23 protein-coding genes and 1 tRNA gene are annotated in these 23,384 nt (G+C 64.1%); 8 read left to right on the forward strand and 16 right to left on the reverse strand.

Translation table 11 applies throughout. The features are described 5' to 3' along the window. The first annotated feature begins 145 nt into the window (after positions 1–145). The 6 genes from K289_RS0105520 (at position 146) to K289_RS43905 (ending at position 6,615) form a co-directional block, all read left to right on the forward strand. On the forward strand, positions 146–781 hold the full coding sequence (locus tag K289_RS0105520) for an ATP-dependent Clp protease proteolytic subunit (protein ID WP_027550582.1): 636 nt from the start codon (positions 146–148) through the stop codon (positions 779–781). Between the two features lie 449 nt (positions 782–1,230). Then, the gene (gene clpX, locus K289_RS0105525; protein ID WP_008547851.1) at positions 1,231–2,502 is read left to right on the forward strand and encodes an ATP-dependent Clp protease ATP-binding subunit ClpX; all 1,272 of its coding nucleotides are present in this window, start codon (positions 1,231–1,233) and stop codon (positions 2,500–2,502) included. Between the two features lie 324 nt (positions 2,503–2,826). Beyond that, positions 2,827–5,250, forward strand: coding sequence for an endopeptidase La (gene lon, locus K289_RS0105530; protein ID WP_027550583.1), 2,424 nt, complete (start codon positions 2,827–2,829; stop codon positions 5,248–5,250). Positions 5,251–5,309: 59 nt separating this feature from the next. After that, entirely contained in the window at positions 5,310–5,714 is a 405-nt protein-coding gene (locus K289_RS0105535; protein WP_027550584.1) for a GFA family protein, read from the forward strand. A gap of 63 nt (positions 5,715–5,777) precedes the next feature. Next, a tRNA-Val gene (locus K289_RS0105540) sits at positions 5,778–5,854 on the forward strand. 566 nt (positions 5,855–6,420) lie between these two features. Continuing rightward, positions 6,421–6,615 carry a hypothetical protein gene (locus tag K289_RS43905; RefSeq protein WP_035683943.1) on the forward strand — a complete coding sequence of 65 codons (195 nt, stop codon included), beginning with the start codon at positions 6,421–6,423 and terminating at the stop codon, positions 6,613–6,615. 193 nt (positions 6,616–6,808) lie between these two features. On the opposite strand, the gene K289_RS0105560 is transcribed toward K289_RS43905, so the two are convergent. Beyond that, positions 6,809–8,668 (reverse strand): caspase family protein, encoded by a 1,860-nt coding sequence (locus K289_RS0105560; protein ID WP_027550585.1) that lies wholly within the window; start codon positions 8,666–8,668, stop codon positions 6,809–6,811. A 537-nt stretch (positions 8,669–9,205) separates the two neighbouring features. On the opposite strand from K289_RS0105560, the gene K289_RS0105565 reads away from it, so the two are divergent. Next, positions 9,206–10,066 carry a class I SAM-dependent methyltransferase gene (locus tag K289_RS0105565; protein ID WP_027550586.1) on the forward strand — a complete coding sequence of 287 codons (861 nt, stop codon included), beginning with the start codon at positions 9,206–9,208 and terminating at the stop codon, positions 10,064–10,066. Positions 10,067–10,208: 142 nt separating this feature from the next. On the opposite strand, the gene K289_RS0105570 is transcribed toward K289_RS0105565, so the two are convergent. From K289_RS0105570 to K289_RS0105590, 5 genes are read right to left on the reverse strand one after another with little or no spacing between them, the layout of a single operon-like run. Beyond that, positions 10,209–11,186, reverse strand: coding sequence for a cation diffusion facilitator family transporter (locus K289_RS0105570; protein WP_027550587.1), 978 nt, complete (start codon positions 11,184–11,186; stop codon positions 10,209–10,211). 2 nt (positions 11,187–11,188) lie between these two features. Continuing rightward, complete coding sequence (locus K289_RS0105575) at positions 11,189–14,401, reverse strand: efflux RND transporter permease subunit (RefSeq protein ID WP_027550588.1); 3,213 nt, start codon at positions 14,399–14,401, stop codon at positions 11,189–11,191. Beyond that, on the reverse strand, positions 14,394–15,371 hold the full coding sequence (ihpB, locus tag K289_RS0105580) for a divalent metal ion exporter adaptor subunit IhpB (protein ID WP_027550589.1): 978 nt from the start codon (positions 15,369–15,371) through the stop codon (positions 14,394–14,396). Before ihpB ends, K289_RS0105575 begins: the two co-directional genes overlap by 8 nt. Beyond that, on the reverse strand, positions 15,368–16,642 hold the full coding sequence (gene ihpA / locus K289_RS0105585; RefSeq protein ID WP_027550590.1) for a divalent metal ion exporter subunit IhpA: 1,275 nt from the start codon (positions 16,640–16,642) through the stop codon (positions 15,368–15,370). Before ihpA ends, ihpB begins: the two co-directional genes overlap by 4 nt. 53 nt (positions 16,643–16,695) lie before the next feature. Further along, the gene (locus tag K289_RS0105590; protein WP_027550591.1) at positions 16,696–17,061 is read right to left on the reverse strand and encodes a hypothetical protein; all 366 of its coding nucleotides are present in this window, start codon (positions 17,059–17,061) and stop codon (positions 16,696–16,698) included. A gap of 237 nt (positions 17,062–17,298) precedes the next feature. Here K289_RS0105590 and K289_RS0105595 point away from each other — a divergent pair, with 237 nt between their 5' ends. Then, complete coding sequence (locus tag K289_RS0105595) at positions 17,299–17,928, forward strand: cation transporter (RefSeq protein WP_027550592.1); 630 nt, start codon at positions 17,299–17,301, stop codon at positions 17,926–17,928. Between the two features lie 25 nt (positions 17,929–17,953). On the opposite strand, the gene K289_RS52175 is transcribed toward K289_RS0105595, so the two are convergent. The 10 genes from K289_RS52175 to K289_RS0105645 form a co-directional block, all read right to left on the reverse strand. Further along, a complete protein-coding gene (locus K289_RS52175; protein ID WP_084788555.1) occupies positions 17,954–18,154 on the reverse strand; it encodes a GDCCVxC domain-containing (seleno)protein in 201 nt (66 codons plus the stop codon). 11 nt (positions 18,155–18,165) lie between these two features. Further along, positions 18,166–18,537: a hypothetical protein gene (locus K289_RS0105600; RefSeq protein ID WP_027550593.1), complete on the reverse strand. Its 372-nt coding sequence runs from the start codon at positions 18,535–18,537 to the stop codon at positions 18,166–18,168. A gap of 244 nt (positions 18,538–18,781) precedes the next feature. Further along, the gene (locus K289_RS43910; RefSeq protein ID WP_245283847.1) at positions 18,782–19,387 is read right to left on the reverse strand and encodes a cytochrome c family protein; all 606 of its coding nucleotides are present in this window, start codon (positions 19,385–19,387) and stop codon (positions 18,782–18,784) included. Beyond that, positions 19,384–19,506: a hypothetical protein gene (locus tag K289_RS52830; protein ID WP_256379986.1), complete on the reverse strand. Its 123-nt coding sequence runs from the start codon at positions 19,504–19,506 to the stop codon at positions 19,384–19,386. Before K289_RS52830 ends, K289_RS43910 begins: the two co-directional genes overlap by 4 nt. 159 nt (positions 19,507–19,665) lie before the next feature. Beyond that, positions 19,666–20,307, reverse strand: coding sequence for an NrsF family protein (locus tag K289_RS0105615; RefSeq protein ID WP_027550594.1), 642 nt, complete (start codon positions 20,305–20,307; stop codon positions 19,666–19,668). Between the two features lie 239 nt (positions 20,308–20,546). Further along, positions 20,547–20,843 (reverse strand): hypothetical protein, encoded by a 297-nt coding sequence (locus tag K289_RS0105620; RefSeq protein WP_027550595.1) that lies wholly within the window; start codon positions 20,841–20,843, stop codon positions 20,547–20,549. Between the two features lie 196 nt (positions 20,844–21,039). Beyond that, positions 21,040–21,219: a hypothetical protein gene (locus K289_RS0105625; protein ID WP_156917812.1), complete on the reverse strand. Its 180-nt coding sequence runs from the start codon at positions 21,217–21,219 to the stop codon at positions 21,040–21,042. Between the two features lie 307 nt (positions 21,220–21,526). Beyond that, positions 21,527–22,144, reverse strand: a complete 618-nt coding sequence (locus K289_RS47675; RefSeq protein WP_051310497.1) for a cytochrome b — start codon at positions 22,142–22,144, stop codon at positions 21,527–21,529. 177 nt (positions 22,145–22,321) lie between these two features. Continuing rightward, on the reverse strand, positions 22,322–22,597 hold the full coding sequence (locus K289_RS0105640; RefSeq protein ID WP_035683953.1) for a hypothetical protein: 276 nt from the start codon (positions 22,595–22,597) through the stop codon (positions 22,322–22,324). 173 nt (positions 22,598–22,770) lie between these two features. Beyond that, positions 22,771–23,328, reverse strand: coding sequence for a sigma-70 family RNA polymerase sigma factor (locus tag K289_RS0105645; RefSeq protein ID WP_027550599.1), 558 nt, complete (start codon positions 23,326–23,328; stop codon positions 22,771–22,773). Between the last annotated feature and the right edge of the window lie 56 nt (positions 23,329–23,384).

Raw genomic sequence — 23,384 nt, forward strand, 5'->3', positions numbered from 1 at the left:
GCGCGAATTGGGCTATATCTGTCGCTACACCCTTTACCCAAGTCTTCCTTCTACTAAAGTTCCTGCATCACGGGACGTCCATCGGCCTTCACGGCAAATCCAGCCAAGACTGGCGATGTCTGCGTCCGAAAAACCTAGGTGACTCATGCGCGATCCGGTTGAAACCTACATGAACCTCGTGCCCATGGTGGTCGAGCAGACCAACCGTGGCGAGCGCGCCTACGACATCTTCTCGCGCCTGTTGAAGGAGCGCATCATCTTCGTGACCGGGCCGGTCGAGGACGGCATGTCGACGCTGATCGTCGCGCAGCTGTTGTTCCTTGAGGCGGAAAATCCGAAGAAGGAGATCTCGATGTACATCAACTCGCCGGGCGGCGTGGTGACGTCGGGCCTTGCGATCTACGACACCATGCAGTTCATCCGCCCGCCGGTCTCGACGCTGTGCACGGGCCAGGCCGCTTCGATGGGCTCGCTGCTGCTCGCCGCCGGCGAGAAGGACATGCGCTTCTCGCTACCGAACGCGCGCATCATGGTTCACCAGCCGTCCGGCGGCTTCCAGGGCCAGGCCACCGACATCATGCTGCACGCGCAGGAAATCCTGAACCTGAAGAAGCGGCTCAACGAAATCTACGTCAAGCACACCGGTCAGACCTACAAGACGATCGAGGATGCTCTGGAGCGCGACAAGTTCCTGACCGCCAACGACGCCAGGGATTTCGGCCTTGTCGACAAGGTCATTGACAGGCGCGCCGAGGAACCGGCGACTGCGAAGGCCCAGTAGGATTACCACCATTGCACCAGCGATCCCCGCAATTGCGGGGGATCGTCAGGGACGCGTTCACGTTAAGGGCGTGTTCGCAAGCGCGCAAAACCGCTTTTTGCGCCCTGCAGCAAGCAGAAAGTTCCGCTTTCGTGCTTGTTTTTCGTGGCAATCCAGCAACGGGCGTGCGATTTCGATCACTTCTTCCGTGCCAAGACGTGAAATCACGGTATTGTCACGGGTAGCCAGCGACCCCCCGATTAGCGAATTCTTGATAGTCGGGTGACAGCATGGTTGGCTACGCTTGATCGGCTATGATCGCGGGAGAATCGAGTGACCGTGATTCGCACGGGATGTAGCGCGTAGGGTCTTTTTTGGTACGGAATTTGCTCTATTTGAACCTTGTACCGGCCGCTGTGTCGGGATGGGGCGATCGAGCGGACGGGATCGAACCGCGGACGGAGACATGAATGAGTAAGGTCGGCACGAGCGACTCCAAGAACACGCTATATTGCTCGTTCTGCGGCAAGAGCCAGCACGAAGTCCGCAAACTGATCGCGGGTCCCACGGTCTTCATCTGCGACGAGTGCGTTGAGCTCTGCATGGACATCATCCGTGAGGAGAACAAGTCCTCGCTGGTGAAGTCGCGCGACGGGATTCCGACGCCGAAGGAAATCTGCAAGGTGCTGGACGACTACGTGATCGGCCAGAGCCATGCGAAGAAGGTTCTGTCGGTCGCGGTGCACAATCACTACAAGCGCCTCAACCACCAGACCAAGCACAACGACGTCGAGCTCGCGAAGTCGAACATCCTGCTGATCGGTCCGACCGGCTCGGGCAAGACGCTGCTCGCGCAGACGCTCGCCCGCATCCTGGACGTGCCCTTCACGATGGCCGACGCCACGACGCTGACCGAAGCCGGCTATGTCGGTGAGGACGTCGAGAACATCATCCTGAAGCTGCTCCAGGCCGCCGACTACAATGTCGAGCGCGCCCAGCGCGGCATCGTCTACATCGACGAAATCGACAAGATCAGCCGCAAGTCCGACAACCCCTCGATCACGCGCGACGTGTCGGGTGAGGGCGTGCAGCAGGCGCTGCTCAAGATCATGGAAGGCACGGTGGCCTCGGTCCCGCCGCAGGGCGGCCGCAAGCATCCGCAGCAGGAGTTCCTGCAGGTGGATACCACCAACATCCTGTTCATCTGCGGCGGCGCCTTTGCCGGCCTCGAGAAGATCATCTCGGCGCGCGGCCGGTCGACCTCGATCGGCTTCGGCGCCCAGGTGCTCGCGCCGGAGGACCGCCGGACCGGCGAGATCTTCCGCCACGTCGAGCCCGAAGACCTCCTGAAGTACGGCCTCATCCCCGAGTTCGTCGGCCGTTTGCCCGTCGTGGCGACGCTGGAGGACCTCGACGAGACCTCGCTGAAGAAGATCCTGACCGAGCCGAAGAACGCGCTGGTGAAACAGTACCAGCGGCTGTTCGAGATGGAGAACATCGAGCTGACCTTCGCCGACGAGGCGCTTGGCGCGGTCGCCCGCAAGGCGATCGAGCGCAAGACCGGCGCACGCGGGTTGCGTTCGATCCTCGAGGCGATCCTGCTCGAGACCATGTTCGACCTGCCGGGGCTCGAAGGTGTGGAAGAAGTCGTGATTTCGCGCGAAGTCGTGGAAGGTACGGCGCGTCCGCTCTACATCTACGCCGATCGGTCCGATCGCGCCGTCGAGAATGCCAGCGCCTAAATTGCGGCGCTGGTACGCTCCAATCGTCTCCTTAGAAGTGATGGCTGCGGAATCCTGTTTCCGCAGCCGGTGTTGCGTCGCTTGCTTGCGTGCGTAAGCGCCGAATGGCGCGCGTTTTTCAATGACTTGACACCCCCCGGGGCGATAGCCACCTAATGTCGGCGGCGAGTAGGAATTCTCTTCAAGATTCGCCTCATTTCGATCCGGCAAGGCCGGTCCAAGCTTAAGGACTTAACGGTTTTGCGGATCACCTCGGCACCTTGTGGCGGTTGCGCATAAGCAAAGCGGACTGCGTGCAAGGGGGCAAAGCAAAAGGAAAAGGCCATGACTAATCCAAAACCCCGGCCAACCATCGTCCATGGCGAGGCGCATGCTTATCCCGTGCTGCCGCTGCGCGATATCGTCGTCTTCCCGCACATGATCGTGCCGCTCTTCGTCGGCCGCGAGAAGTCGATCCGCGCGCTCGAAGAGGTGATGAAGAACGATGCCCTGATCATGCTCGCGACGCAGAAGAACGCGTCCGACGATGATCCGGCGCCCGGTGCGATTTACGAAACCGGTACGCTCGCCAGCGTGCTGCAGCTCCTGAAGCTTCCCGACGGCACCGTGAAGGTGCTGGTCGAAGGGCTCGAGCGCGCGCGCGTGCAGAAGTACACCGACCGTGCCGACTATTACGAAGCGACCGCAATCGCGCTCGCCGACACCGATGCGAAGTCGGTCGAGGCCGAGGCCTTGGCGCGCTCGGTCGTGTCCGACTTCGAGAGCTATGTGAAGCTCAACAAGAAGATCTCGGCCGAGGTCGTCGGCGTCGTGCAGGCGATCACCGATTTCGCCAAGCTCGCCGACACGGTCGCGTCCCATCTCGCCGTCAAGATCGCCGACCGCCAGGGCATCCTGGAAACGTTGTCGGTCACGCAGCGCCTCGAGAAGGTGCTGGGCCTGATGGAGAGCGAGATCTCGGTGCTGCAGGTCGAGAAGCGCATCCGCTCGCGCGTCAAGCGCCAGATGGAGAAGACGCAGCGCGAGTATTATCTCAACGAGCAGATGAAGGCGATCCAGAAGGAACTCGGCGACGACGACGGTCGCGACGAGCTCGCCGATCTCGAAGAGAAGATCTCCAAGACCAAGCTCTCCAAGGAAGCGCGCGAGAAGGCGCAGCATGAATTGAAGAAGCTGCGCCAGATGTCGCCGATGTCCGCGGAAGCGACCGTCGTGCGCAACTATCTGGATTGGCTGCTCTCGATCCCGTGGAACAAGAAGTCCAAGGTCAAGAAGGACCTCGAGGCGGCGCAGGCCATCCTCGACTCCGACCATTACGGGCTCGAGAAGGTCAAGGAACGCATCGTCGAGTATCTGGCGGTGCAGTCGCGCGCCAACAAGCTGACGGGACCGATCCTGTGCCTCGTCGGGCCTCCCGGTGTCGGCAAGACCTCGCTCGGCAAGTCGATCGCGAAGGCGACGGGGCGCGAATTCGTGCGCGTCTCGCTCGGCGGCGTGCGCGACGAGGCCGAGATCCGCGGTCACCGCCGCACCTATATCGGCTCGATGCCCGGCAAGATCATCCAGTCGATGCGCAAGGCGAAGTCGTCCAATCCGCTGTTCCTGCTGGACGAGATCGACAAGATGGGCGCCGATTTCCGCGGCGATCCGTCCTCGGCGCTGCTCGAGGTCCTCGACCCCGAGCAGAACTCGACCTTCAACGATCACTACCTCGAGGTCGATTACGATCTGTCCAATGTGATGTTCATCACGACCGCGAATACGCTCAATATTCCGGGCCCGCTGATGGACCGCATGGAGATCATCCGGATCGCGGGTTACACCGAGAACGAGAAGGTCGAGATTGCGCGCAAGCACCTGATCCCGAACGCGGTGTCCAAGCACGGTCTGGAGTCGAAGGAGTTCTCGATCGATGACGACGCGCTGCTGCTTCTGATCCGCCGCTACACCCGCGAGGCGGGCGTGCGCAATTTGGAACGTGAGCTCTCGACACTCGCCCGCAAGGCGGTGAAGGAGCTGATGATCTCCAAGAAGAAGTCGGTCAAGGTCACCGAGAAGACTCTGGAAGAGTTGCTCGGCGTGCCGAAGTACCGCTTCGGCGAGATCGAGAGCGAGCCGCAGGTCGGCATCGTCACCGGCCTTGCCTGGACCGACGTCGGCGGCGAGCTGCTGACGATCGAAGGCGTCATGATGCCCGGCAAGGGCAAGATGACGGTCACGGGCAATTTGCGCGACGTGATGAAGGAATCGATCTCGGCGGCGGCGTCCTACGTCCGCTCGCGCGCGATCACCTACGGCATCGAGCCGCCGCTGTTCGATCGGCGCGACATCCACGTGCACGTGCCGGAAGGTGCGACGCCGAAGGACGGTCCGTCCGCGGGCGTGGCGATGGCCACCGCGATCATCTCGGTCATGACCGGCATCCCGGTCCGCCATGATGTCGCGATGACCGGCGAGATCACGCTGCGCGGCCGCGTGCTGCCGATCGGCGGCCTCAAGGAGAAGCTGCTCGCCGCGGCCCGCGGCGGCATCAAGACGGTGCTGATCCCCGAGGACAACGCCAAGGATCTCACGGAGATTTCCGATGCGATCAAGGGCGGCATGGACATCATCCCGGTCTCGCGGCTGGATGACGTCATCGCCAAGGCGCTGGTCAAGAAGCCGGTGCCGATCGTCTGGGAAGAGGACACCAAGGTGACGGTGAAGCCGGACGGCGACGAAGCCGCCGGCGGCCTGACCGCTCACTAAATCCGATGAAATGAGATAAAACGGCGCCTTCGGGCGCCGTTTTTGCTTTTGGGGGGTCCATGAAGATCGACGGGCAGTGCCATTGCGGCCGGATCACCTATGAGGCCGAGATCGACCCCGAGGCCGTCTCGGTCTGCCATTGCCGGGACTGCCAGGCCCTGACCGGCTCGCCGTTCCGGGTGACCGCGATCTGCGCAGGGGAGGCGATCCGGCTGACCGGCGGCACGCCAAAGGTCTACGGCAAGCGCGGCGACAATGGTCGGATGCGTTTGCAGCACTTTTGCGGCGACTGCGGGTCCCCGCTGTTCACGAGCGGTGAGGGCGACCAGGCCGACGATTGGGGCATCCGCTGGGGCAGCATCCGCCAGCGCGACGGCTTGCGGCCCGTTCGGCAGATCTGGTGCCAGTCGGCGGCGGTGTGGATCGATGCGGTGCCGGGGTTGCCCGGGCGGCCGCAGGATTGATGTCCAGCTCGTTAGGGCTGGGCACTTGCCCCTTCGGGGCACGTAGGGCTAAAGAGGCGGCGAGGGCGGTTAGCTCAGCTGGTTAGAGCATCTCGTTTACACCGAGAGGGTCCGCGGTTCGAATCCGTGACCGCCCACCACACAAATCAAACAGTTAGCGCTCTTCGAAGGCGACCTTGCCTTCTGCGATGGGCTGCGTCACTGCGGCGGGGTCGAAATGCCTCGCCTTAACCACAATTCCGAGCGTACATCCGGCAAATCCGGTGATGGCAGGGCAGTTTCAGTGACGGCTCAGTCCCACAATTCGGCAGAACAGGAGTACGAGGAGCAGGTTCGCATCCTCGTTCGCATCATTTCAGCCTCCACCCTCGGGCTGCTTAGTTTTGCTGCGGGCCTGCTGATTGGGACCTTCTTGTTTTCCTGATCCGGGATGGCCGTCCTTCAGGGTGGCAGTGACAAATCAATCAACGTCCGTTGGTCGGTTTGACGCGTGCGAAGGCGGGCTTTTTTTCGCCGCGAGCTGCGGCTCCGCAGGCAGTCCAGTTGACACCCGAACCGAGTTGGCGGGCGCTCTTGCCGCCTTCGCCAGGCGTGCGGCGCCCAAAAAGGGCCTCCGGCGGGTCCAAAATTGCCTTCATTCGGTCATCTTTTCGATCCCCGCCCGAACCACCGTTCCAGCTCCCTGTGATCAGCGTGGAGTATCGCCGTGACGAGTGATCTTCGCACGAAGCTGGAAAGGTACGAAGCCAAAGCCGCGCATTGCATGAAAGCGGCCCAGGAAGCTCCTGATGAGGCCGGTCGGGCCTTTTACGAGGAGCTTGCTCACTACTACGACGAGCTCTCCGCGGATTTTCGCCGCGTCCTTGCCAAGCGAACCGGGGCCGCGCTGGCAGCCGAATGAGCTGACGCGTTGCGGCGCCGGAGCCCTGGGCGGGGAAAGGGGCTGCGGTTCGAATTACGAGCGTTTGCTATCTCGCGGGCACCCGCCGGTGCCGAAACGGCTGACCAATGACCGCTCGCTGTGCTTCTGCGGCGATTGGCGCAGTAACCAATGGCTCGCGTGCGATGCGCGCCAGCCGCGCGCCGCGGTCCCCTCAGTTACACACCTCGTGTTCAAAGACGTTACCCGTCGCAATTCTGGAGTTTGGGTTCAATCCTCCCGCGGTCCTCACGACGTGGCATCCCTTAGCCACGGGCCGACACCCCGCTTGGTTGCAGATGATCTGCCCGCTTGTCTGATGCGTTGCCGGTGCGGACTCGAGTTTCTTGCGCTCAGCATCCCGCTTGGCCTCGTCATCGCGCGTCGCGACCGGCTTCTTCTCCTGCACCTTCTCGCATTCATTGTCGTCATTGACGCGGTAGCCTGCGCGGCAGGCGATCTTGACGCAGGCATCGCCGTCGGCCTTGAAGCCGTGGTCGCAGACCAGCGGACAGATCCGGCCCGGCTTGGCCTTGATCGCATCCAACGCCTCGAAGCTCGCGACCTTGGCGTCGAATTTCGTGCCGGCGTACTTGTTGAACAGCGTGAGCGAGCGTTGTGACGAAGCGTTCCAGTCGCCGTCTGCCGAGGCTGTGAGACAGCCGACGCGGCGCAGCTCCGATTGCACCAGTTTGGTCATCTCCTGCGGCGACATCGCCGGCGGCGTCGAAGAGGGGGCGACCGCCGCGACCTTCTGCTCCGCGCTGACCGAGGCTTGTTTCTCGGCGGCCTGTTTCGCGGCCTCAGTGGCGGCCTTGTCGCTCGCGAGCCTCTCTGCGAGCGCCTTCTCGACGGCCTGCTTCTCGGCGAGCGCCTTTGCTGCTGCCGCCTCGGCGTCCTTCCGGCGCTGCTCGGCTGCGGCCGCCTTGGCTTCCTCGACCTGCTTGGCCTTCTCGGCGGCAATCCTGGCGTCCTCGGCGTCCTTGGCGGCGGCAGCCGCCTTCTGCTGCTCGGCCTTGTTGGCGCGCTCGGCTGCGAGCCGGGCCTTTGCGTCCTCGGCCTGGCGGGCCTTCTCGGCCGCAGCAGCGCGCGCCTCTTCGGCTGCAACATTCTTCAGTTGCGCGCGAGCGAGGCCGGCATAGAACCCGTCGGGATAGGCCTGAAGGAAGGCTTCCCACGCGTCGCGGTTGCCCGCCTGGAGTGCCAGCTCATAGTCCCGGCGGATCGAATCCTGCGGGCTCGCTTGCGGTCCTGCTGTGACGGGCTTCGCCGCGACGAGCGGGACATCATCGCCGCCGAGCGAGCCGTAGACGTAGGGCTCCTGCTTGTAGCCTGTGTTCTTCAGGACATCGTCGCGCACGAAGCCGAACGCCTTGCGCAGGTCGAGCCCGGGCGTGGGGAGGCGCTCGACCAGGGCCGCAGCGAACGGACTGTTCCTGGAATCGCCGTCCGAGGCGGTCGAGCCCGCCTTGGCGGCGAAGGCGATCATGGTGTTCGGGCTGGTCGGCTCGACCTTGGCAAGGCCACGGCCGATGGCGCGCGCGGCCATCGTCCGCTTCATGGTTTTGGAGAAGGGATTGTCGCGGCAGGCATCGAGGATGACGAGACGAAGCTGCTTGGCGGTCTCGACGGCGAACAGGGCGCGCTCCAGCGGTAGCGTTTCGTCGAGGACATCGCTGTCCGTCTCGAGCGTGGCATCGGTGGGGATGAGATAATTGGTGCCGTCCAGCTCAATGCCGTGACCGGCATAGTAGACGACGGCCACATCGGCCTCACGCGCCCTGCCGCCAAAGTCGCGCAGCGCCCGGCGCATCTCCGCAGCATTGAGGTCGAGCTTGATCTCGACCTGATCGAACCCGGCCTTCTTCAACATGCCGCCGACAAGGGACGCGTCGTTCACGGGGTTGGCGAGCCTGGGCGCGCTCTTGTAGGCGGAGTTGCCGATCACAAGCGCGACGCGCTTTTCCGCGTGCGCCGATCCGCAGGCAAGACAGAATACGGCCAGTAAAAATAGAAAAATCCGAATCGCGCCCATTGCAGCCCCAAATCGCAATGTGATCAGAGTAGTCAGAGCATGCCATCAAGGCAAAGCCCCATTTGTGATGAACGTCACAGGCGCCCGCGCGGGAAGGATTGGCCAATGTGTGCTCTGCATGCGTTCACGCAACACGACTGGTTGCAAAGCTTCGTAACTCCCTCAACCCTCGAACGGCTCGGGGGATTGCGCCAGGTGAACATTAGTGGCGTACAGGATTGACGGGGTGCGCGACCCAGGCGTCCGTGGGTTTCCAGCGGTGCGTCTGGCCACAGCGCGGACACCTCAGGGGGATGTCGACGTCAGGCAGGGTCTCAAACACAACGATCTCTGTCGTCAGGCCGGTTAGCACGGCCTGGCCCGTGACAGGACAACGTATCAAAATATCTGACATATCGAACCGCTCTTGCGGCGACTAAACTCATGCTAAAGAATTATGACGCGTGCCTCGTGAGGCCAAGCGATGAAGAAGAACGACGTAATTTGTTCTGAGTGCGGCGCCGGTGGCGATGAGCATCACGTAGATGGGAATGACCGATGGAACAGCCAAGCGGACACGCAGAGAACGCCGACCAGATCGCCTATTGGAATGGCCCGAGCGGACAGCGCTGGGCCGACCGCCATGCGGCGCAGGAGAGTTTGCTCGGACCGATTGCCGAAGCGCTGATCGACCGCGCCAAGCCGAGGCCCGGCGAGCGCGTGCTCGATGTCGGCTGCGGCTCCGGTGCGACGACGTTCGCGCTTGCGAAGGCGGTGGCGCCGAGCGGGTTCGCGCTCGGCCTCGACGTATCAGAACCGATGCTGTCGCAGGCGCGTGCGTTGGCGCCGAAGGGGCTGCCGCTCGACTTCGTGTTGGCGGATGCAACGGTCTATCCGTTCGAGCCGGCGAGCTTCGACCTCCTGGCGTCGCGCTTCGGCGTCATGTTCTTCGCCGATCCGATCGCGTCCTTCACCAACCTCCGTCGCGCGCTAAAGCCGTCCGGGCGTCTGGCCTTCGCCTGCTGGCGCGAGCCGCGGGAAAATCCCTGGATGATGGCGCCGCTGATGGCGGTCTACAAACACGTGCCGAAGATGCCGCCGGTTGGTCCCGAGGAGCCCGGTCCGTTCGCTTTCGCCTCGGAGGAGCGCGTGATGCGCATCCTCAAGGGGGCCGGCTTCGTCGACGTAGCGATGGAGCCGCACAATCTCGCCATGGATGTCGCGATCGGCGGCGGGCTCGAGGCAGCCGTCGACGGCGCCCTGCAGATCGGCCCGGCCAGCCGCGCACTTCAAGGCCACCCGCCGGAGACCTATGAAGCCGCCAAGGCCTCAATCCGCGAGACGCTCACGCCGTTCCTGAAGGGACAGTCAGTGGCGCTCCAGGGCGCGATCTGGATCGTGACGGCGAAGGCGGCGTAGGGGGCGGGGTTTCTCGCCGTCATTGCGAGGAGCGGAGCGACGAAGCAATCCAGGCCGTCTCCGCGGCGACAGTCTGGATTGTTTCGCTTCGCTCGCAATGACGAGGTGGACGCACTCTCGCGCTGCATCCGTCATGCCCACCTCACACCACATCATCCGGAGCCAGCGCACAGCCGTTGTCGGGCCGCGTCTCCACCTGGAGCGTGGTGTGGCCGATGCGGAAGGACGTCCTCAGCAACTGCGCCGTCTCCATCAGGAACGCATCGCCCGCCGCGCCGCCGGGCATGACGAGGTGGCAGGTCAGCGCCGTCTCGGTTGTGCTGATCGGCCAGACGTGGAGATCGTGGATCGCTGATACGCCGGGACGGTTCAGCAGAAATGCCCTGATGGCGTCGAGGTCGGTGCCCTTTGGTGCCGCCGCCATCGACATGTCGATGGAGCTGCGCAGCAGGCTGGTCGTGCTCCACAGGATAATGGCGCAGATGATGAGGCTGGTCACGGGATCGAGCCAGAGCCAGCCGGTCCAGATGATCAGCGCCGCCGAGACGACGACGCCGAGCGAGACCGCGGCATCGGCGGCCATGTGCAGGTAGGCGCCTTCGATGTTGATGTCGTCCTTGCGCCCGCTCGCAAACAGCATTGCGGTGGCGCCGTTGATGAGGATGCCGATGCCGGCGACCACCATCACGGTTACGCCGGCGATCGGCTCCGGCTCGCGCAGGCGCAGGATCGCCTCCCAGCCGATCGCGCCGGTCGCGACCAGCAGGAACACCGCGTTGGCCAGCGCCGAGAGGATGGTGGAGGCGCGCAGGCCATAGGTGAAGCGGCCGCTCGGCGCACGCCTGGCCGCGACCGATGCGCCCCAGGCCACGACCAGACCGAGCACGTCGCTGAGATTGTGGCCGGCATCGGCAAGCAGTGCGGTGGAATTGGCGATATAGCCGTAAACCGCTTCGGCCACGACGAGGGCGGTGTTGAGCGCAATGCCGATCGCGAAGGCCTTGCCGAAATTGGCGGGCGCGTGGACGTGCGCATGGCCATGATCGTGGCCGTGATGATGATCATGGCCATGATCGTGGCCGGCGTGGTCATGACCGGCTTGATGGTCGTGGCTGCCCACCTCTATCGCTCCTCCGCAGCGGCCAAGTCAGCGGCCATTGTAGGCGTTTCGCTCGTTCCGTCACGGCGGAACAGCACATAGAGCGCCGGCAGCACCAAGAGCGTCAGCACGGTCGAGGAGATGATTCCGCCGATCACCACTGTCGCCAGCGGCCGCTGCACCTCGGCGCCGGCGCCGGTGGCGAGTGCCATCGGTACGAAGCCGAGCGAGGCGACCAGCGCGGTCATCAGCACCGGGCGCAGGCGCGTCAGCGCGCCTTCGCGCACCGCGTCCGCGACCGAGCGGCCCTCGCGGCGCAGCCTCTCGATGAAGGCGATGATGACGAGGCCGTTGAGCACGGCGACGCCCGACAGCGCGATGAAGCCGACGCCGGCGCTGATCGACAGCGGGATGCCGCGCAAGAGCAGCGCCGCGACGCCGCCGGTGAGCGCGAGCGGCACGCCGCTGAATACAAGCAGCGCATCGGTGGTCGATCCCATGCTCATGAACAGCAGCAGGAATACGAGTAGCAGCGCCACCGGAACGACGATCGTGAGCCGCTTGGTCGCAGAGACAAGCTGCTCGAACTGCCCGCCCCAGCCGATCCAGTAACCCGGCGGCAGCTTGACCTTCTGCGCCACGACGGCCTCCGCCTCGGCGACGAAGGAGCCGAGATCGCGGCCGCGCACGTTCGTTGCGACCACGACGCGGCGCTTGCCGTTCTCGCGGCTGATCTGGTTCGGTCCCGGCGCGACCTCTACCGCGGCCAGAGAGGAGAGCGGCACGTAACGCAGCGGTGCGCCCGTTGCTCCCGTCCATGCCGTCCTGGTCAGCGCCGCACCCTCCGGTGCGGGGGGCAGGGAGATGGGAATGGCCTTGATCGCATCAAGGTTGGCACGCAGGTTCTCCGGCAGGCGCACGACGATGTCGAAGCGGCGATCGCCCTCGTAGAGTTTGCCGGCTGGCTTTCCGCCGACGGCGATTTCGACCACGTTCTGGACGTCGGCGACGCTGAGGCCGTAGCGCGACAGCGCCTGCCGGTCGAGCTTGACGGTCAGGATCGGCAGGCCCGCGACCTGCTCCGTCTTGATGTCGGCGGCGCCTTCAATGCCACGCAGGACGGATTGCACCTGCTGCGCGATGCCGAGCAGGATATCGAGGTCGTCGCCGAAGATCTTGACGCCGACGTCGCTGCGCACGCCCGCGATGAGCTCATTGAAGCGCATCTGGATCGGCTGCGTCATGCCGTAGGTCGTGCCAGGCAGCGTGTTGGCGGCACGCTCGAGCTCGTCGACGACGTCAGCCTTGGACTTGCCGGGGTCCGGCCATTGCTCCTTCGGCTTCAGCATGACGTAGGTATCGCCCGCGTTGGGCGGCATCGGATCGTTGGCGACCTCCGCAGTGCCGAGCTTGGAGAACACGGTCGAGACCTCAGGCACCTGTTTGAGTGCGCTCTCGAGTCGAAGCTGCATCTCGACGCTTTGCGTCAGGCTGGTTCCGGGAATCCGGATCGCCTCGATCGTCACGTCGCCCTCATCCAGGCTGGGGATGAATTCGCCGCCCATCCGCGTCGCGGCAAACAGGCTGCCGGCGACGATGACGAGAGCGGCGAGGGCGACGCCGACACGATAGCGAATGATCCGGTCGAGAAGCGGAACATAGACCCGCTTCGCGGCGCGCACGAAGATGTTCTCCGTCTCCGACACCTTGCCGGTGACCAGGATCGCGATCGCGGCGGGAACGAAGGTGACGGACAGCAGAGCCGCGCCGGCCAGCGCCATCAGCACGGTCAGCGCCATCGGCGTGAACATCTTGCCCTCGGTGCCGGTCAGGGTCAGGACCGGAAGGTAGACCACGGCGATGATGAGCGTTCCGAACAGGCTCGGCTGGATCACCTCGCTGGCCCCGGCGCGGATCGTCTCGGTGCGTTCCGCAAGCGACAGCAGGCGTCCGCGCCTGTGTTGTTCCCCCGCGAGCAGGCGGAGGCAGTTCTCGACGATGATGACGGCACCGTCGACGATGATGCCGAAGTCGATCGCGCCGAGGCTCATCAGATTGGCGCTGACCTTGGTTCCGACCATGCCGGTGATCGTCAGCAGCATCGAGAGTGGAATGACGCAGGCGGTGATCAGCGCCGCGCGGATGTTGCCGAGCACAAGGAACAGGACGGCGATGACGAGGGCGGCGCCCTCCAACAGGTTCTTCTCAACCGTCTCGATGGTCGCTTCCACGAGATGCGTTCGGTCATAGACCGCGCGCGCGACGACGCCGTCCGGCAGCGACTTGGCGATCTCGCCAAGCCTTGCCGCGATCCGCTGCGCCACCGAGCGGCTGTTCTCGCCGATCAGCAGCATCGCGGTGCCCAGCACGGTCTCCTGGCCGTCGACCGATGCGGCGCCGGTGCGCAGATCGCTGCCTTCCTGGACGTCGGCGACGTCGCGAACGCGAACCGGCACGCCGCCGCGGGAGCCGATCACGATGTCGCGGATCTCATCGATGGTTGCGACCTGGCCGGGCGCACGGACCAGATATTGCTCGCCGTTGCGCTCGATGTAGCCGGCGCCGACATTGGCGTTGTTGGCGGCCAGGGCGGCGAGCACGTCGCGGAAGCCGAAATTGTAGGCCATGAGCTGGCCCGGGTTCGGAAGCACGTGGAATTGTCGCTCGTAGCCGCCGATCGAATTGACCTCGACCACACCGGGGACGGTGCGGAGCTGCGGCTTGATGATCCAGTCCTGGATGGTCCGGAGCTCGGTCGGCGTGTAGTCGCGGCCGCTCGCGGATTTCGCGCCCGGCTTGGCGCTGACCGTGTACATGTAGATTTCGCCGAGCCCGGTCGAGATCGGTCCCATCGCGACTTCGGTCCCGGCCGGCAGCTGGTCCTTCACCTGCTGAATGCGTTCATTGACGAGCTGGCGGGCGAAGTAGACGTCGGTGCCTTCCTGGAATACGACCGTGACCTGGCTCAGGCCATAACGCGAGATCGAGCGCGTATAGTCGAGCCTGGGCAGGCCCCCCATCACGGTTTCGATCGGAAAAGTGATGCGCTGTTCAGCCTCGAGCGGAGACAGGCCCGGGGCGTTCGTATTGATCTGAACCTGGACGTTGGTGATATCAGGGACCGCATCGATCGGCAGACGGCTGAAATTCCAGGCGCCCAAGGCGCCGGCCGCGAGCGTCAGGAGAACGACCAGCCAGCGCTGACGGATCGAGAAGGCAAGGAGACGCTCAATCATGATCGGCGTCTCCCTTGCCCATCTCCGCCTTCACGACGAAACTGTTCTCGGCGACGTAGCGCTCGCCGGCGGAAAGACCCGCCTTGATCTCGACATAGCGCGGATCGGACTCGCCGAGCTCGACCGGGCGCGCCTCGATCTTGTCGCCGTCCTCGCGAACGAACACGATGGTCCTGTTCTCCAGCGTCTGGATCGCGCTCCTGCGAACTGCAACTTTGACGTTGCGCGCGGCCAGGATGAGCCGCGCCGTGACGAACAGGCCGGGCCGCAGCCGGCCTTCCGGATTTGGCAGCACGACGCGCGCGAGCGCGGTCTGGGTCTCGCTCGAACCGATCGGCGCGAGATAGGAGATCGTGCCCTTGATCTCGCCGCGGCCGTCGTCGGGATCGATCAGTACCTCGTCACTGATGCGGACCCGCCGGAGGTCCTGGCGATAGATCGAGAGATCGACCCAGATGGTCGAGAGGTCGGCGACGACGAAGGCCGGCTTCTGCTCGGAGGCGTATTCGCCAAGCGAAATCTGCCGCTCGATGACGGTGCCGCCGATCGGCGCCTTGAGCTCGTACACGGTAAGGCTCTGGTTGCTCTCGATCGCGGCGAGCAGTTCGTCCTTGGCGACCCTGTCGCCGATGCGTTTCTGGATCGACTTGGCGATGCCGGGAAAGCGCGGCGTCACCTGCACCACGGCTTCCTGGTTGGCGCGCAGGATGCCGTTGAAGGCGAGGGTGTCGGTCAGCGTGGCGCTCGCGGCCTCCGCAAGGGTCACGCCGGCGGCGGCGAGCTTGACATCGGAGATTCGGATGCGGTCGGCGCCGTGCTCGTCCTGCTCGACATGGTCGTTCGGCTTCTCAGGCTTCTTCTCTTCGGCGTGACCGGCCGGCTCGACCTTGGCGGGCGCGAGCATCGCGTAGCCGTAGGCGCCGAGTGCCGCCGCGACGAGTGCCGCGAAGATGGTGGATGACGTCTTCATCTTGCGCTCTCCCGGGCGAGCGTGAAGGGATTGCCGACGAGGCCTTCGATGGTCGCAACGCCTGCGTGGAAATTCTGCAGCGCCTCCTGCTCGCGCAGGCGTGCCTGGGTGACGCTCGCCTGGGCGTCGAGCACCTCGAGCAGCGTGAAGCGGCCCTGGCCGTAGCCTTGCGAGATCGCCTCCGCAGCTTCAGTCGCTTTCGGGATCGCGGTCTCGCGCAGCACCGCAAGCTCGCGTAAGGAGCCCTCGAGCGAGTCATAGGCACGGCCAGCGATTACGATCAGTGTGTTGCGGTTGGCCTCGCGCTCGGCTCGGGTCTTGGCGAGGCTCTCCTGCGCCGAGAGGATGTTGCCCTGGTTCTGGTCGAACACGGGAATCGGGACCGAGACGGTGAGGCGCACCGCGTCGTCATTGGTCTCGTTGAAATGCCGCCAGCCGGCAGCGATCCGCACGTCCGGATAGGGTTTTAGTCGCGCCAGCAGCAGCTCGGCATTGCGCTGCGCATAGACCGCGGTCCAGCGCACCAGCTGCGGATTGGCATCGATCGCGGCAACCACCGATTTGAACGAGGGCGGACGTCCCGTGGTGTCGAGCCGGCCGGAGACCTCGGAGAACTTTGCCGCGGCATCGCCCATCAGCACGGCAAGCTCCCGCCGGGCGCTGGCCAAGGTCGCCTTGAGGCGCTCGCGATCGGCCTTGACCAGTGCGGAGGCGACCTCGGCGCGGCCGGTCTCTGCCGGAGAGGAGGCGCCCGCCTCGACGCGGCGGCGCAAGAGCGGCGTCAGCCGGTCGATTGCGGCAATCTGCTCGTCGAGGATCTGGATGCGGCGTTGCGCACCGAGCACGCTGAGGAAGGCGATCGCCGTCTCCGACAGCACCTCGAGCCGGATCGCCTTGCGCTGGATCGTGGCGACCTCGATACCTGCGGCGCCTGCGGCGATCCGCGCCTCGCGCTTGCCGAACAGCTCGAAGGCCTGGCTGATCTGGAGCGTGGTTTCGGCTGACTTCGTGCCGCGGTAGATGCCGGAGCCGAAGGAATTGTCCTGCTCGTAGGAGAGCTCCGGATTGAGCAGCGCGCCGGCCTGGATGCGCTGGCCCGTGGCAATGCCGACATCGCGTTCCGCCGCGGTGAGCCGCGGGCTGGCCGCGAGCGCGCGCGTCAGCGCAGCGCGCATCGTCAAAGTCTGGGCGTGTGACGTCAGCACCAGGGATGGGCTGATGAGAATAGCCATCGCGCACGCCATGCGCGCGGCCGTTCGCCTGCAAAACATGAATACGACCTGTGAAGGAAAGGGGCATGGGCGCGCTGCGCCCGGCTATCCGCTCAGGTCAGATGTTTGGGGGGCGGGGAGTCCGTATCGGGCGCGATGCCGGCAAGCGCGGCTTGACGCGGCCGCGGCGGTGCGGCGGGGAGCTCGACAACGGTGTCTGGCTGCGCCGGCTGCACGACCGCGACCGAGAAGCAGCCGTGACAATGGTGCCCAGCGAGTGCCTTGTGGTCGCCATGCCCAGCATGGCCGTCATCGAGGCTCGAGGCGATCTCCGAGCCGCCGGACGGGCTGGTCACATCGATATCATGTGCACCATGCAGCACGCCCGCGAGCAGGTACATGGTTGCAACGAACACGGCCAAGAGCCCGCGCAAAGTGCGCAGGTGAAAAAATCCAGCGGGCCGACGGATCGTAGACACGATGTCACTCATGTTGCGGTTTGAGTTGGCCTACCACGGCGGCCGGAACAGTGTCGACCCGCAATAGTGTTACGTGTGGGGAACTTGATGTCGCGGCGGACTGTTTCGTGCCATTGCGACGAATTCGCAACGCCTCTGGCGGGGTGGAGGCCTGAGGCCCCCAGGCCGGCTATTGTTGATCGGCGACGACGGGCGTCGTGCAATTGTATGGCGAATCCGATCACTCTATCTTGGGCCATGGCCGATCATTGCTGCGCACCTCCGCCTCTGAACCTCGATCGTCACCGCGGCGATAAATCCTATCGCCGGGTGCTGTGGGCGGTGCTCGCCATCAACGCCGCCATGTTCCTGGTCGAGATCGGGGCGGGATTCGCCGCAGGATCGGCGTCTCTCCAGGCGGATGCGCTCGATTTCCTCGGGGATAGTGCCAACTACGCCATCAGCCTGTTCGTCGTCAGCATGGCGCTGCGCTATCGCGCCGCCGCGGCCCTGGCGAAAGGATTGACGATGGGAGCCTTCGGCCTGTGGGTCATCGGCACCGTCGTCTGGCACGCCGCGCATGGTACGCTGCCGAGCGCTTTCACCATGGGCGCGGTCGGAGTGGCGGCGCTCGCGACCAACGCGGCCTCGTTCGCCTTGTTGTGGGCCTATCGCAAGGGCGACGCCAACATGCGCTCCGCCTGGATCTGCACCCGCAACGATGTCCTCGGCAATGTCGCCGTGCTGCTGGCCGCCCTCGGCGTATTCGGGACCGGCACGGGCTGGCCCGATGTCGTCGTGGCCACCGTGATGGCTGGCCTGGCGCTCCAAGGGGCATTTGTCGTGGTGCAGCAGTCCACGGCAGAGCTGAAGGTTCGTCCGATCTAGCGAACTGACCGGACCACTGCGTGCGCTAGGAACACCGACCGTCCGCCTGGACCGGTGGACAGGGCACCGAGCCGAATGAGCAAAAGACACGGCAGTCGCCAGTTTTGGGTTTTAGTCGCCTCCCGCATCCCTTGCAGTCGTGGAAGAACTGGCAGGAGTCCGTCGGCATCGTTTCGACCGCTTGATGGCCGCAGGCTGGACAGGTGAGCGTCGACTCGAGCCGCATCTTGGTAACCTTCAATCGTTGTCGCGGCCGTAATAGCTCTTGATGAGCCGGTACTGGCCACCCTTCGAGACATATTCCTGATGAAGGCAATTGTCGCCCCTGCAGAACCCTCCCGCTTCGCCGCAATGCAGATGCTCGAAGTGCAGCTTGATGATCTGCGCATGGTTCAGATAGGTCACGAAATAGTGGGCCGCACGCGGTGAGTTTCCACACATGTGGGTCACGGCGTTGCGAATCTCGGGCGGCAAATGATCGATGTGCTCGGGATTCCAGGGATCGTCGTGCCCGACCTGACTGCCGAGCGCAAATGCACGCGGGCCGCTGACGAGCAACAGCAAAACGCCGACCACAATTGCAGGGATGGGGTTGCGAAAGGTCAACATGCCAGCCTCCATCGTGACGGATGACTCGCGGTGTTCGCTGGCTGAGACTATCACAGGATTGGCGATTGGCACCAAGCAGCTTGGCATTCCCATGGCAATCCGGCGGGCGGGACGAAGACGGCTCGTTTGACGGCTTCCGTCAGCATCGTGTCTCGATCTTCTTGCTGATCTCTTCCGGTGAAGCAAAGATCACGTCGGCGCGGTCACCCATCATCCCTGCAGGGACAATCGCCGGTGAACCGCTTTACGGACCATCTTTGCTGGAATCGGTCTTCAGGCGTAAATTGCGCTCCCAGAAAGCGCGCGTCTTGCCGTCCGCCGTGGTAACCCGATAGGTGTCCCGGCAATGGGTAATCGCGGTCACGCGCTCGGAAGTCTGGGGCTCCCTCAAGTTCGGCACGCGTCCGCCTCCCATCATGCCGCCGCCCATCATCCCGCCCGTGCCGGATTGGGCTGTGACTGCGGGCGCTGCTCCGGGTTTGGTGGCGTCCTTGAGAAAGGCGAGCAGATCGGCGCGGTCGCGCTGCTCCTTGATGCCATCAAATGGCATGGCGTTATCCGGCACCATGCGATCCGGATCGGTCAGCCAGGCATCCAGCGAACGATCGTCCCAGATGATCCCGGAAGACTTCAGCGCGTCCGAGTATCGCTCGAAGCTCGCCAGACCACCCGCCTTGCGACCCCATAATGCGGCAAGGCTTGGACCGGTCATGTTGCGGTCGGGTTCGAGCGAATGACAGGCCGCGCAGACCCTGAACACCTGTCGGCCGCGCGCGACATCCCCTTGTTGGGCGAAGGCTACGGTCGGAGATGCAACCAAGACCACCGCGAGGAGGGCAAGCCTACTCATAGCCTGTTCCTTCCGCGCCCGGAGGCCAGGTATTTGATGAGCGCGGCCGCCGCCAGAATCAGGACGACGGCGACGAGCAGCCAGATCAGTCCCATGCCCCACATCATTCCATCCATCATGGTCCACCTCGTGCGAAGTCGCAGGCAAGGGCCCTGTGCGTCACGTGGCTCCGCCATTGATGCGTGGTCGCCGTGCGGCGAGACGGGAGTCCATCCTGAGAGCTCGTTAGCTTGCGATCGGGTTGGCCGATTCCGCTCCTCCTCACGTGAAGTCCGCGATCACCAGCGCAGCAACCGTGGTCCCAACACTGCGCCCGCGATGGTGCAAAGCACGATGGTGCTGCCGTACCAGACGGCGACAAACGGCACGGAATCATCGGTGCAGTGAAGTGCATAGGCGACGGCGCTGATCCCACCGGCCAGCAGACCGGCGAACGCGCCCGCCCGGCGCAGATCAGTCGGCGCCGCCTGGCGCACCGCCCACATCGTCAGCGCAAACGGTACGATCGCGATGACCGGGATCGATACCAGGCATTCGAGCCACGCCTCGCCCGTGACCATCCCGTCCCAATGCGAGGTTGGCGCCGAGCCGAGACTGATGAGGGCGAGCGCCACGATCGCGAGAAATGGCAGGACGACAATGATCGTACCGTGCTTCAGTGCGCCGCCCGGCCGGGATAGCCTGGTCAGGTAGACAGCCGCCGCGCCGGCGATGGCGACTGCGAAGGTGATCTTGAGAAGCAGGAATACCCAGGCGGCAGCCGTGTTCAATCCGGCGCGTGGGCCGAGGCCGATCAGGGTGGCGACGATCGTAAACGCCGATGCGAGGGCAACGGCCAGCACGATGCGCCGGCCGACCATCCCAGAGTCGACCGGATCGACACGGGCACTCAAGACATCAACGAGATCGTCGGTCTTCATGCACTATTCTCCGCGCTGCGCCGATAACCTTGGGCGCCGTACCTTTCAGACCATTCCAATTTATCACAATGTTTCATCGCCCGAGCGATGGGCCGTTGCCTCCATGAGTTCGGAGGCTTTTGCCATCCGGTTACAGCATCACGCGGACGTGATGGCTTATCGTCAGGATCAGCCATCGGCGACGCATTGGCCGATGGCTGCTCACTGCGAACCAGGATCGTGGTCTCGATCGGCCCCGGCTATTTCTTTTCGTCCTGCCTCTCGTCGGCGCCGTGGCCCGCTCGGCCCATGCCGCCTTGGCCGCAGCATTTCATCGCTTTCATGCCCGACATTGCACCATTTCCATCCGAGCCCATGCCCATCATGCCGCCGCCCGCGCTGCCCATTCCCATCTTGTCCGTGGCCGGGGGCGTCGACGGCCTTGCGGGTGAGTCCTGTGCCAGCACGGCAGAGCTGGTCGCGAGGCTCGCGGCAGCCAGCAGCAGGGCCAATGCCGAGAGATGACGCTTCACGAAAGATGTCTGCTTGATGATCATTGAAGATGCTCCTTGCGAGTTCAGTTGTTCGACCGACGTATTCAGAATGCAGAGACCCACCTTGCGTCGGCGGGTTTGCCGATGACGGAAGAGCGCTTCACGCGCGCTTCTTGCGATGAATTCGGAGCTCGTCGCCTGCCGGTTACAAGATCACGCGCAGGTGAAAGCCGTTGAGCCGAGCGGCGGGAATGCATCCTTACGATGATCCGTCGGCCACGCCGCGAGCTGCGAAGCGGCCTTTAACGTCAAGGCAAAATCGAACGAGAGTGATCGCCGCGATGGCGGCCAGCACGACCAGCAGCGCGGCGGTCACGGCGATGGCTGCATCGGCAAGCCGAACACCCAAGATCACCAGCGCACCGGTGCCCGTATCCATGCAATTCATCATCATCAGCTTCGCTCCGGTCTGCGACTCACGAACGCGATGCTCGTTTTGTCAGGAGCAGGCGCAAGAGAGCGGCGTTCGCGAGAAGGAGCAGCAAAGCCGTCAAGGCGCCGAGGACCGGTGCGGACGTCAGGATGATCAGGAGCTGTGCCGCAAAGCGGCCCGTGGCCCCAAGGATATGGTCGATCAAGCCTGTCGACGCCGCGTCGTGCATCGCGGACATCCTCTGATGCATTTCCGACATGTGTTCCATCGTCGCTGCTCTCCTGTGGTGACAGACTGCCTCATGGCGGTTCGTTCAAGTCGGTGCGGTCGGGTATTCACGACCGGACCGTAACGCGGGTGCGGATCCTGCACGTCCGCCAAGCACGGGAATCATCCGGACCAGGATTGTGTCGCGAAAGACGAAATGGTGAACGAGCGCCGCCAGCACGTGAAGGGAGATCAGGGCGAGCAAAGACCAGACCAGAAAGACGTGAACGTGGTAGGCCGTCATCGCGTCCACCGGACGGCCGATGGGAAGCGCCGATCCCACGGCATTGATGCTCGGCAGTCCGGGGACAGCCATGCAGCATTCCATCGAGGAGGCGACGATCCAGCCGGTCAATGGCGTCAGCAGCATCAGGCCGTAGAGCGTCCAATGCATGCCCTCGGCAAGGAGCAGGAGAATTCGTGAGCTTCCTGCGGTCGCTTTCGGCCATGGCAACATCGTCCTGAGGAAGAGTCTGACGATGACGAGCCCCAGGACCGTAAGACCTGCATATGCATGTGCAACGAAGGCTTCCTGGCGCGAGCCGCTTCCGTAGACGGCGTTCAAGCCGAAGTACAGCGCCAGCAGCATCGACCAGGCGCCCGCCCAGTGCGTCATGACCGAGACGATATTGGGTCTCTTCCATTGCTCCAGATGTTCGACCATCGGAATCCAACTGGCTTCGAAGAATGCGTGGGAGTGGTGTGCAGTGAGGTGAAAGGTAAACAGGTTACCGCTTGCGCGCGGTGCCGGTCCGGCTGCGTCGGAGATGTCCTGCGCAGCCGGCCTTGCGGTTTGGTTTGGATGGGAGCCGGAGGATTGCCGACCGGCGAGGACCCTGCATCAGAACCCTCGTGTCGGCGCGATCGAGGACTTCGGGCCGCCCACGTAACGCGGGCCTGAGACGTCGGAGGCAAGTGAGGCTGCAGGTCCGAATGCGGCGAAAGCGTCGTGCGCGGAGGATCGTGTATCGGCGGCCTGGTAGGAGGAGGGACCAACTTCGTTCGGCCAATAGCGCCGATCGGAAATCGTCGCGCCGGCGTTTGCCGCTGTGGTCATCGCGACCAGCGAGGCCAGCAGGGAAAATGCAAGAACGGGCTTCGTGAACTTCGTCGACATTGTTTGCTCCTTTGTCATGGAAGGCGCTCCGTGCGCGCTTCTGCAAAGGAGTTCGGAGCTTTTCAGGAGCCGGTTACACGGTCACGCCGAGGTGAAAACGAAGAATTGGCTGTGCGGCGGGGTTTGCTGCGGCGCGGAAGGTCGAGGCGCTGGATTGGAGGATGGAGCGACGCTCAGGCGTCGCGATCCCGTCTGATGAGCGCAGCCAGCGCCTTCAGGCCGCGGTGAATGCTGATCTTCACGTTCGATTCGGACATCCCGTAGCGCTCGGCGGTTTCGGCAACGCTCTTGCCTTCCAGCTTGACGGATTCGATCGCCTGACGCGCCTTCAACGGTAACCGGCCAAGAAGCGTCGTCATGTCGTGCGTTCCTTCCGCAGCCATGTGGTCGTCGCTCGCAGCGAGGTCCTGGTGGTCGTCGATCGGAACGTCCATCCGCGATGCCTTGCTGCTGCGAAGGTGGTCGATCAGCTTGTAGCGCGCAATCGCATGAAGCCAAGGCGTGAACAGCGCATTTGGATCGTAGGTGTGGCGCTTGAAATGGACCGCCAGCAGCGTTTCCTGGACCAGGTCTTCGGCCTCCTCCGCGCTCCGCCCGATCCCCGCGATTCTGCGCTTGTAGTAGGCTCGCAGGCGAGGCGCGAGCTTTCCCAGCAGGGCACGATAGGCGCCCGCGTCGCCGCCCTGGCTCGCGACCATCAACGCCTTGAGTTCGACTTCCTGGTTGGTCATGCCGGCCTCGGTGGATACCGGGTGATGGCATGAACGACAGTCCTGCTTTGTGACAC

The sequence above is a fragment of the Bradyrhizobium sp. Cp5.3 genome, assembly GCF_000426265.1.
GTDB lineage: Bacteria > Pseudomonadota > Alphaproteobacteria > Rhizobiales > Xanthobacteraceae > Bradyrhizobium > Bradyrhizobium neotropicale.

What these genes read in the sequence shown, in the direction of transcription:
- K289_RS0105640 (WP_035683953.1), bottom strand. Translation starts at nt 22,597, where the DNA reads ATGTCGACGAAGTTCACGAAGCCCGTTCTTGCATTTTCCCTGCTGGCC.
- K289_RS0105520 (WP_027550582.1), top strand. Translation starts at nt 146, where the DNA reads ATGCGCGATCCGGTTGAAACCTACATGAACCTCGTGCCCATGGTGGTC.
- K289_RS0105620 (WP_027550595.1), bottom strand. Translation starts at nt 20,843, where the DNA reads ATGATCATCAAGCAGACATCTTTCGTGAAGCGTCATCTCTCGGCATTG.
- ihpA (WP_027550590.1), bottom strand. Translation starts at nt 16,642, where the DNA reads ATGTTTTGCAGGCGAACGGCCGCGCGCATGGCGTGCGCGATGGCTATT.
- K289_RS0105625 (WP_156917812.1), bottom strand. Translation starts at nt 21,219, where the DNA reads ATGGATACGGGCACCGGTGCGCTGGTGATCTTGGGTGTTCGGCTTGCC.
- K289_RS52175 (WP_084788555.1), bottom strand. Translation starts at nt 18,154, where the DNA reads ATGCGGCTCGAGTCGACGCTCACCTGTCCAGCCTGCGGCCATCAAGCG.
- K289_RS0105575 (WP_027550588.1), bottom strand. Translation starts at nt 14,401, where the DNA reads ATGATTGAGCGTCTCCTTGCCTTCTCGATCCGTCAGCGCTGGCTGGTC.
- K289_RS43910 (WP_245283847.1), bottom strand. Translation starts at nt 19,387, where the DNA reads ATGAGTAGGCTTGCCCTCCTCGCGGTGGTCTTGGTTGCATCTCCGACC.
- K289_RS47675 (WP_051310497.1), bottom strand. Translation starts at nt 22,144, where the DNA reads ATGGTCGAACATCTGGAGCAATGGAAGAGACCCAATATCGTCTCGGTC.
- K289_RS0105645 (WP_027550599.1), bottom strand. Translation starts at nt 23,328, where the DNA reads ATGACCAACCAGGAAGTCGAACTCAAGGCGTTGATGGTCGCGAGCCAG.
- K289_RS0105595 (WP_027550592.1), top strand. Translation starts at nt 17,299, where the DNA reads ATGGCCGATCATTGCTGCGCACCTCCGCCTCTGAACCTCGATCGTCAC.
- K289_RS0105535 (WP_027550584.1), top strand. Translation starts at nt 5,310, where the DNA reads ATGAAGATCGACGGGCAGTGCCATTGCGGCCGGATCACCTATGAGGCC.
- ihpB (WP_027550589.1), bottom strand. Translation starts at nt 15,371, where the DNA reads ATGAAGACGTCATCCACCATCTTCGCGGCACTCGTCGCGGCGGCACTC.
- K289_RS0105600 (WP_027550593.1), bottom strand. Translation starts at nt 18,537, where the DNA reads ATGTTGACCTTTCGCAACCCCATCCCTGCAATTGTGGTCGGCGTTTTG.
- K289_RS0105560 (WP_027550585.1), bottom strand. Translation starts at nt 8,668, where the DNA reads ATGGGCGCGATTCGGATTTTTCTATTTTTACTGGCCGTATTCTGTCTT.
- K289_RS0105565 (WP_027550586.1), top strand. Translation starts at nt 9,206, where the DNA reads ATGGAACAGCCAAGCGGACACGCAGAGAACGCCGACCAGATCGCCTAT.
- clpX (WP_008547851.1), top strand. Translation starts at nt 1,231, where the DNA reads ATGAGTAAGGTCGGCACGAGCGACTCCAAGAACACGCTATATTGCTCG.
- lon (WP_027550583.1), top strand. Translation starts at nt 2,827, where the DNA reads ATGACTAATCCAAAACCCCGGCCAACCATCGTCCATGGCGAGGCGCAT.
- K289_RS52830 (WP_256379986.1), bottom strand. Translation starts at nt 19,506, where the DNA reads ATGATGGATGGAATGATGTGGGGCATGGGACTGATCTGGCTGCTCGTC.
- K289_RS0105615 (WP_027550594.1), bottom strand. Translation starts at nt 20,307, where the DNA reads ATGAAGACCGACGATCTCGTTGATGTCTTGAGTGCCCGTGTCGATCCG.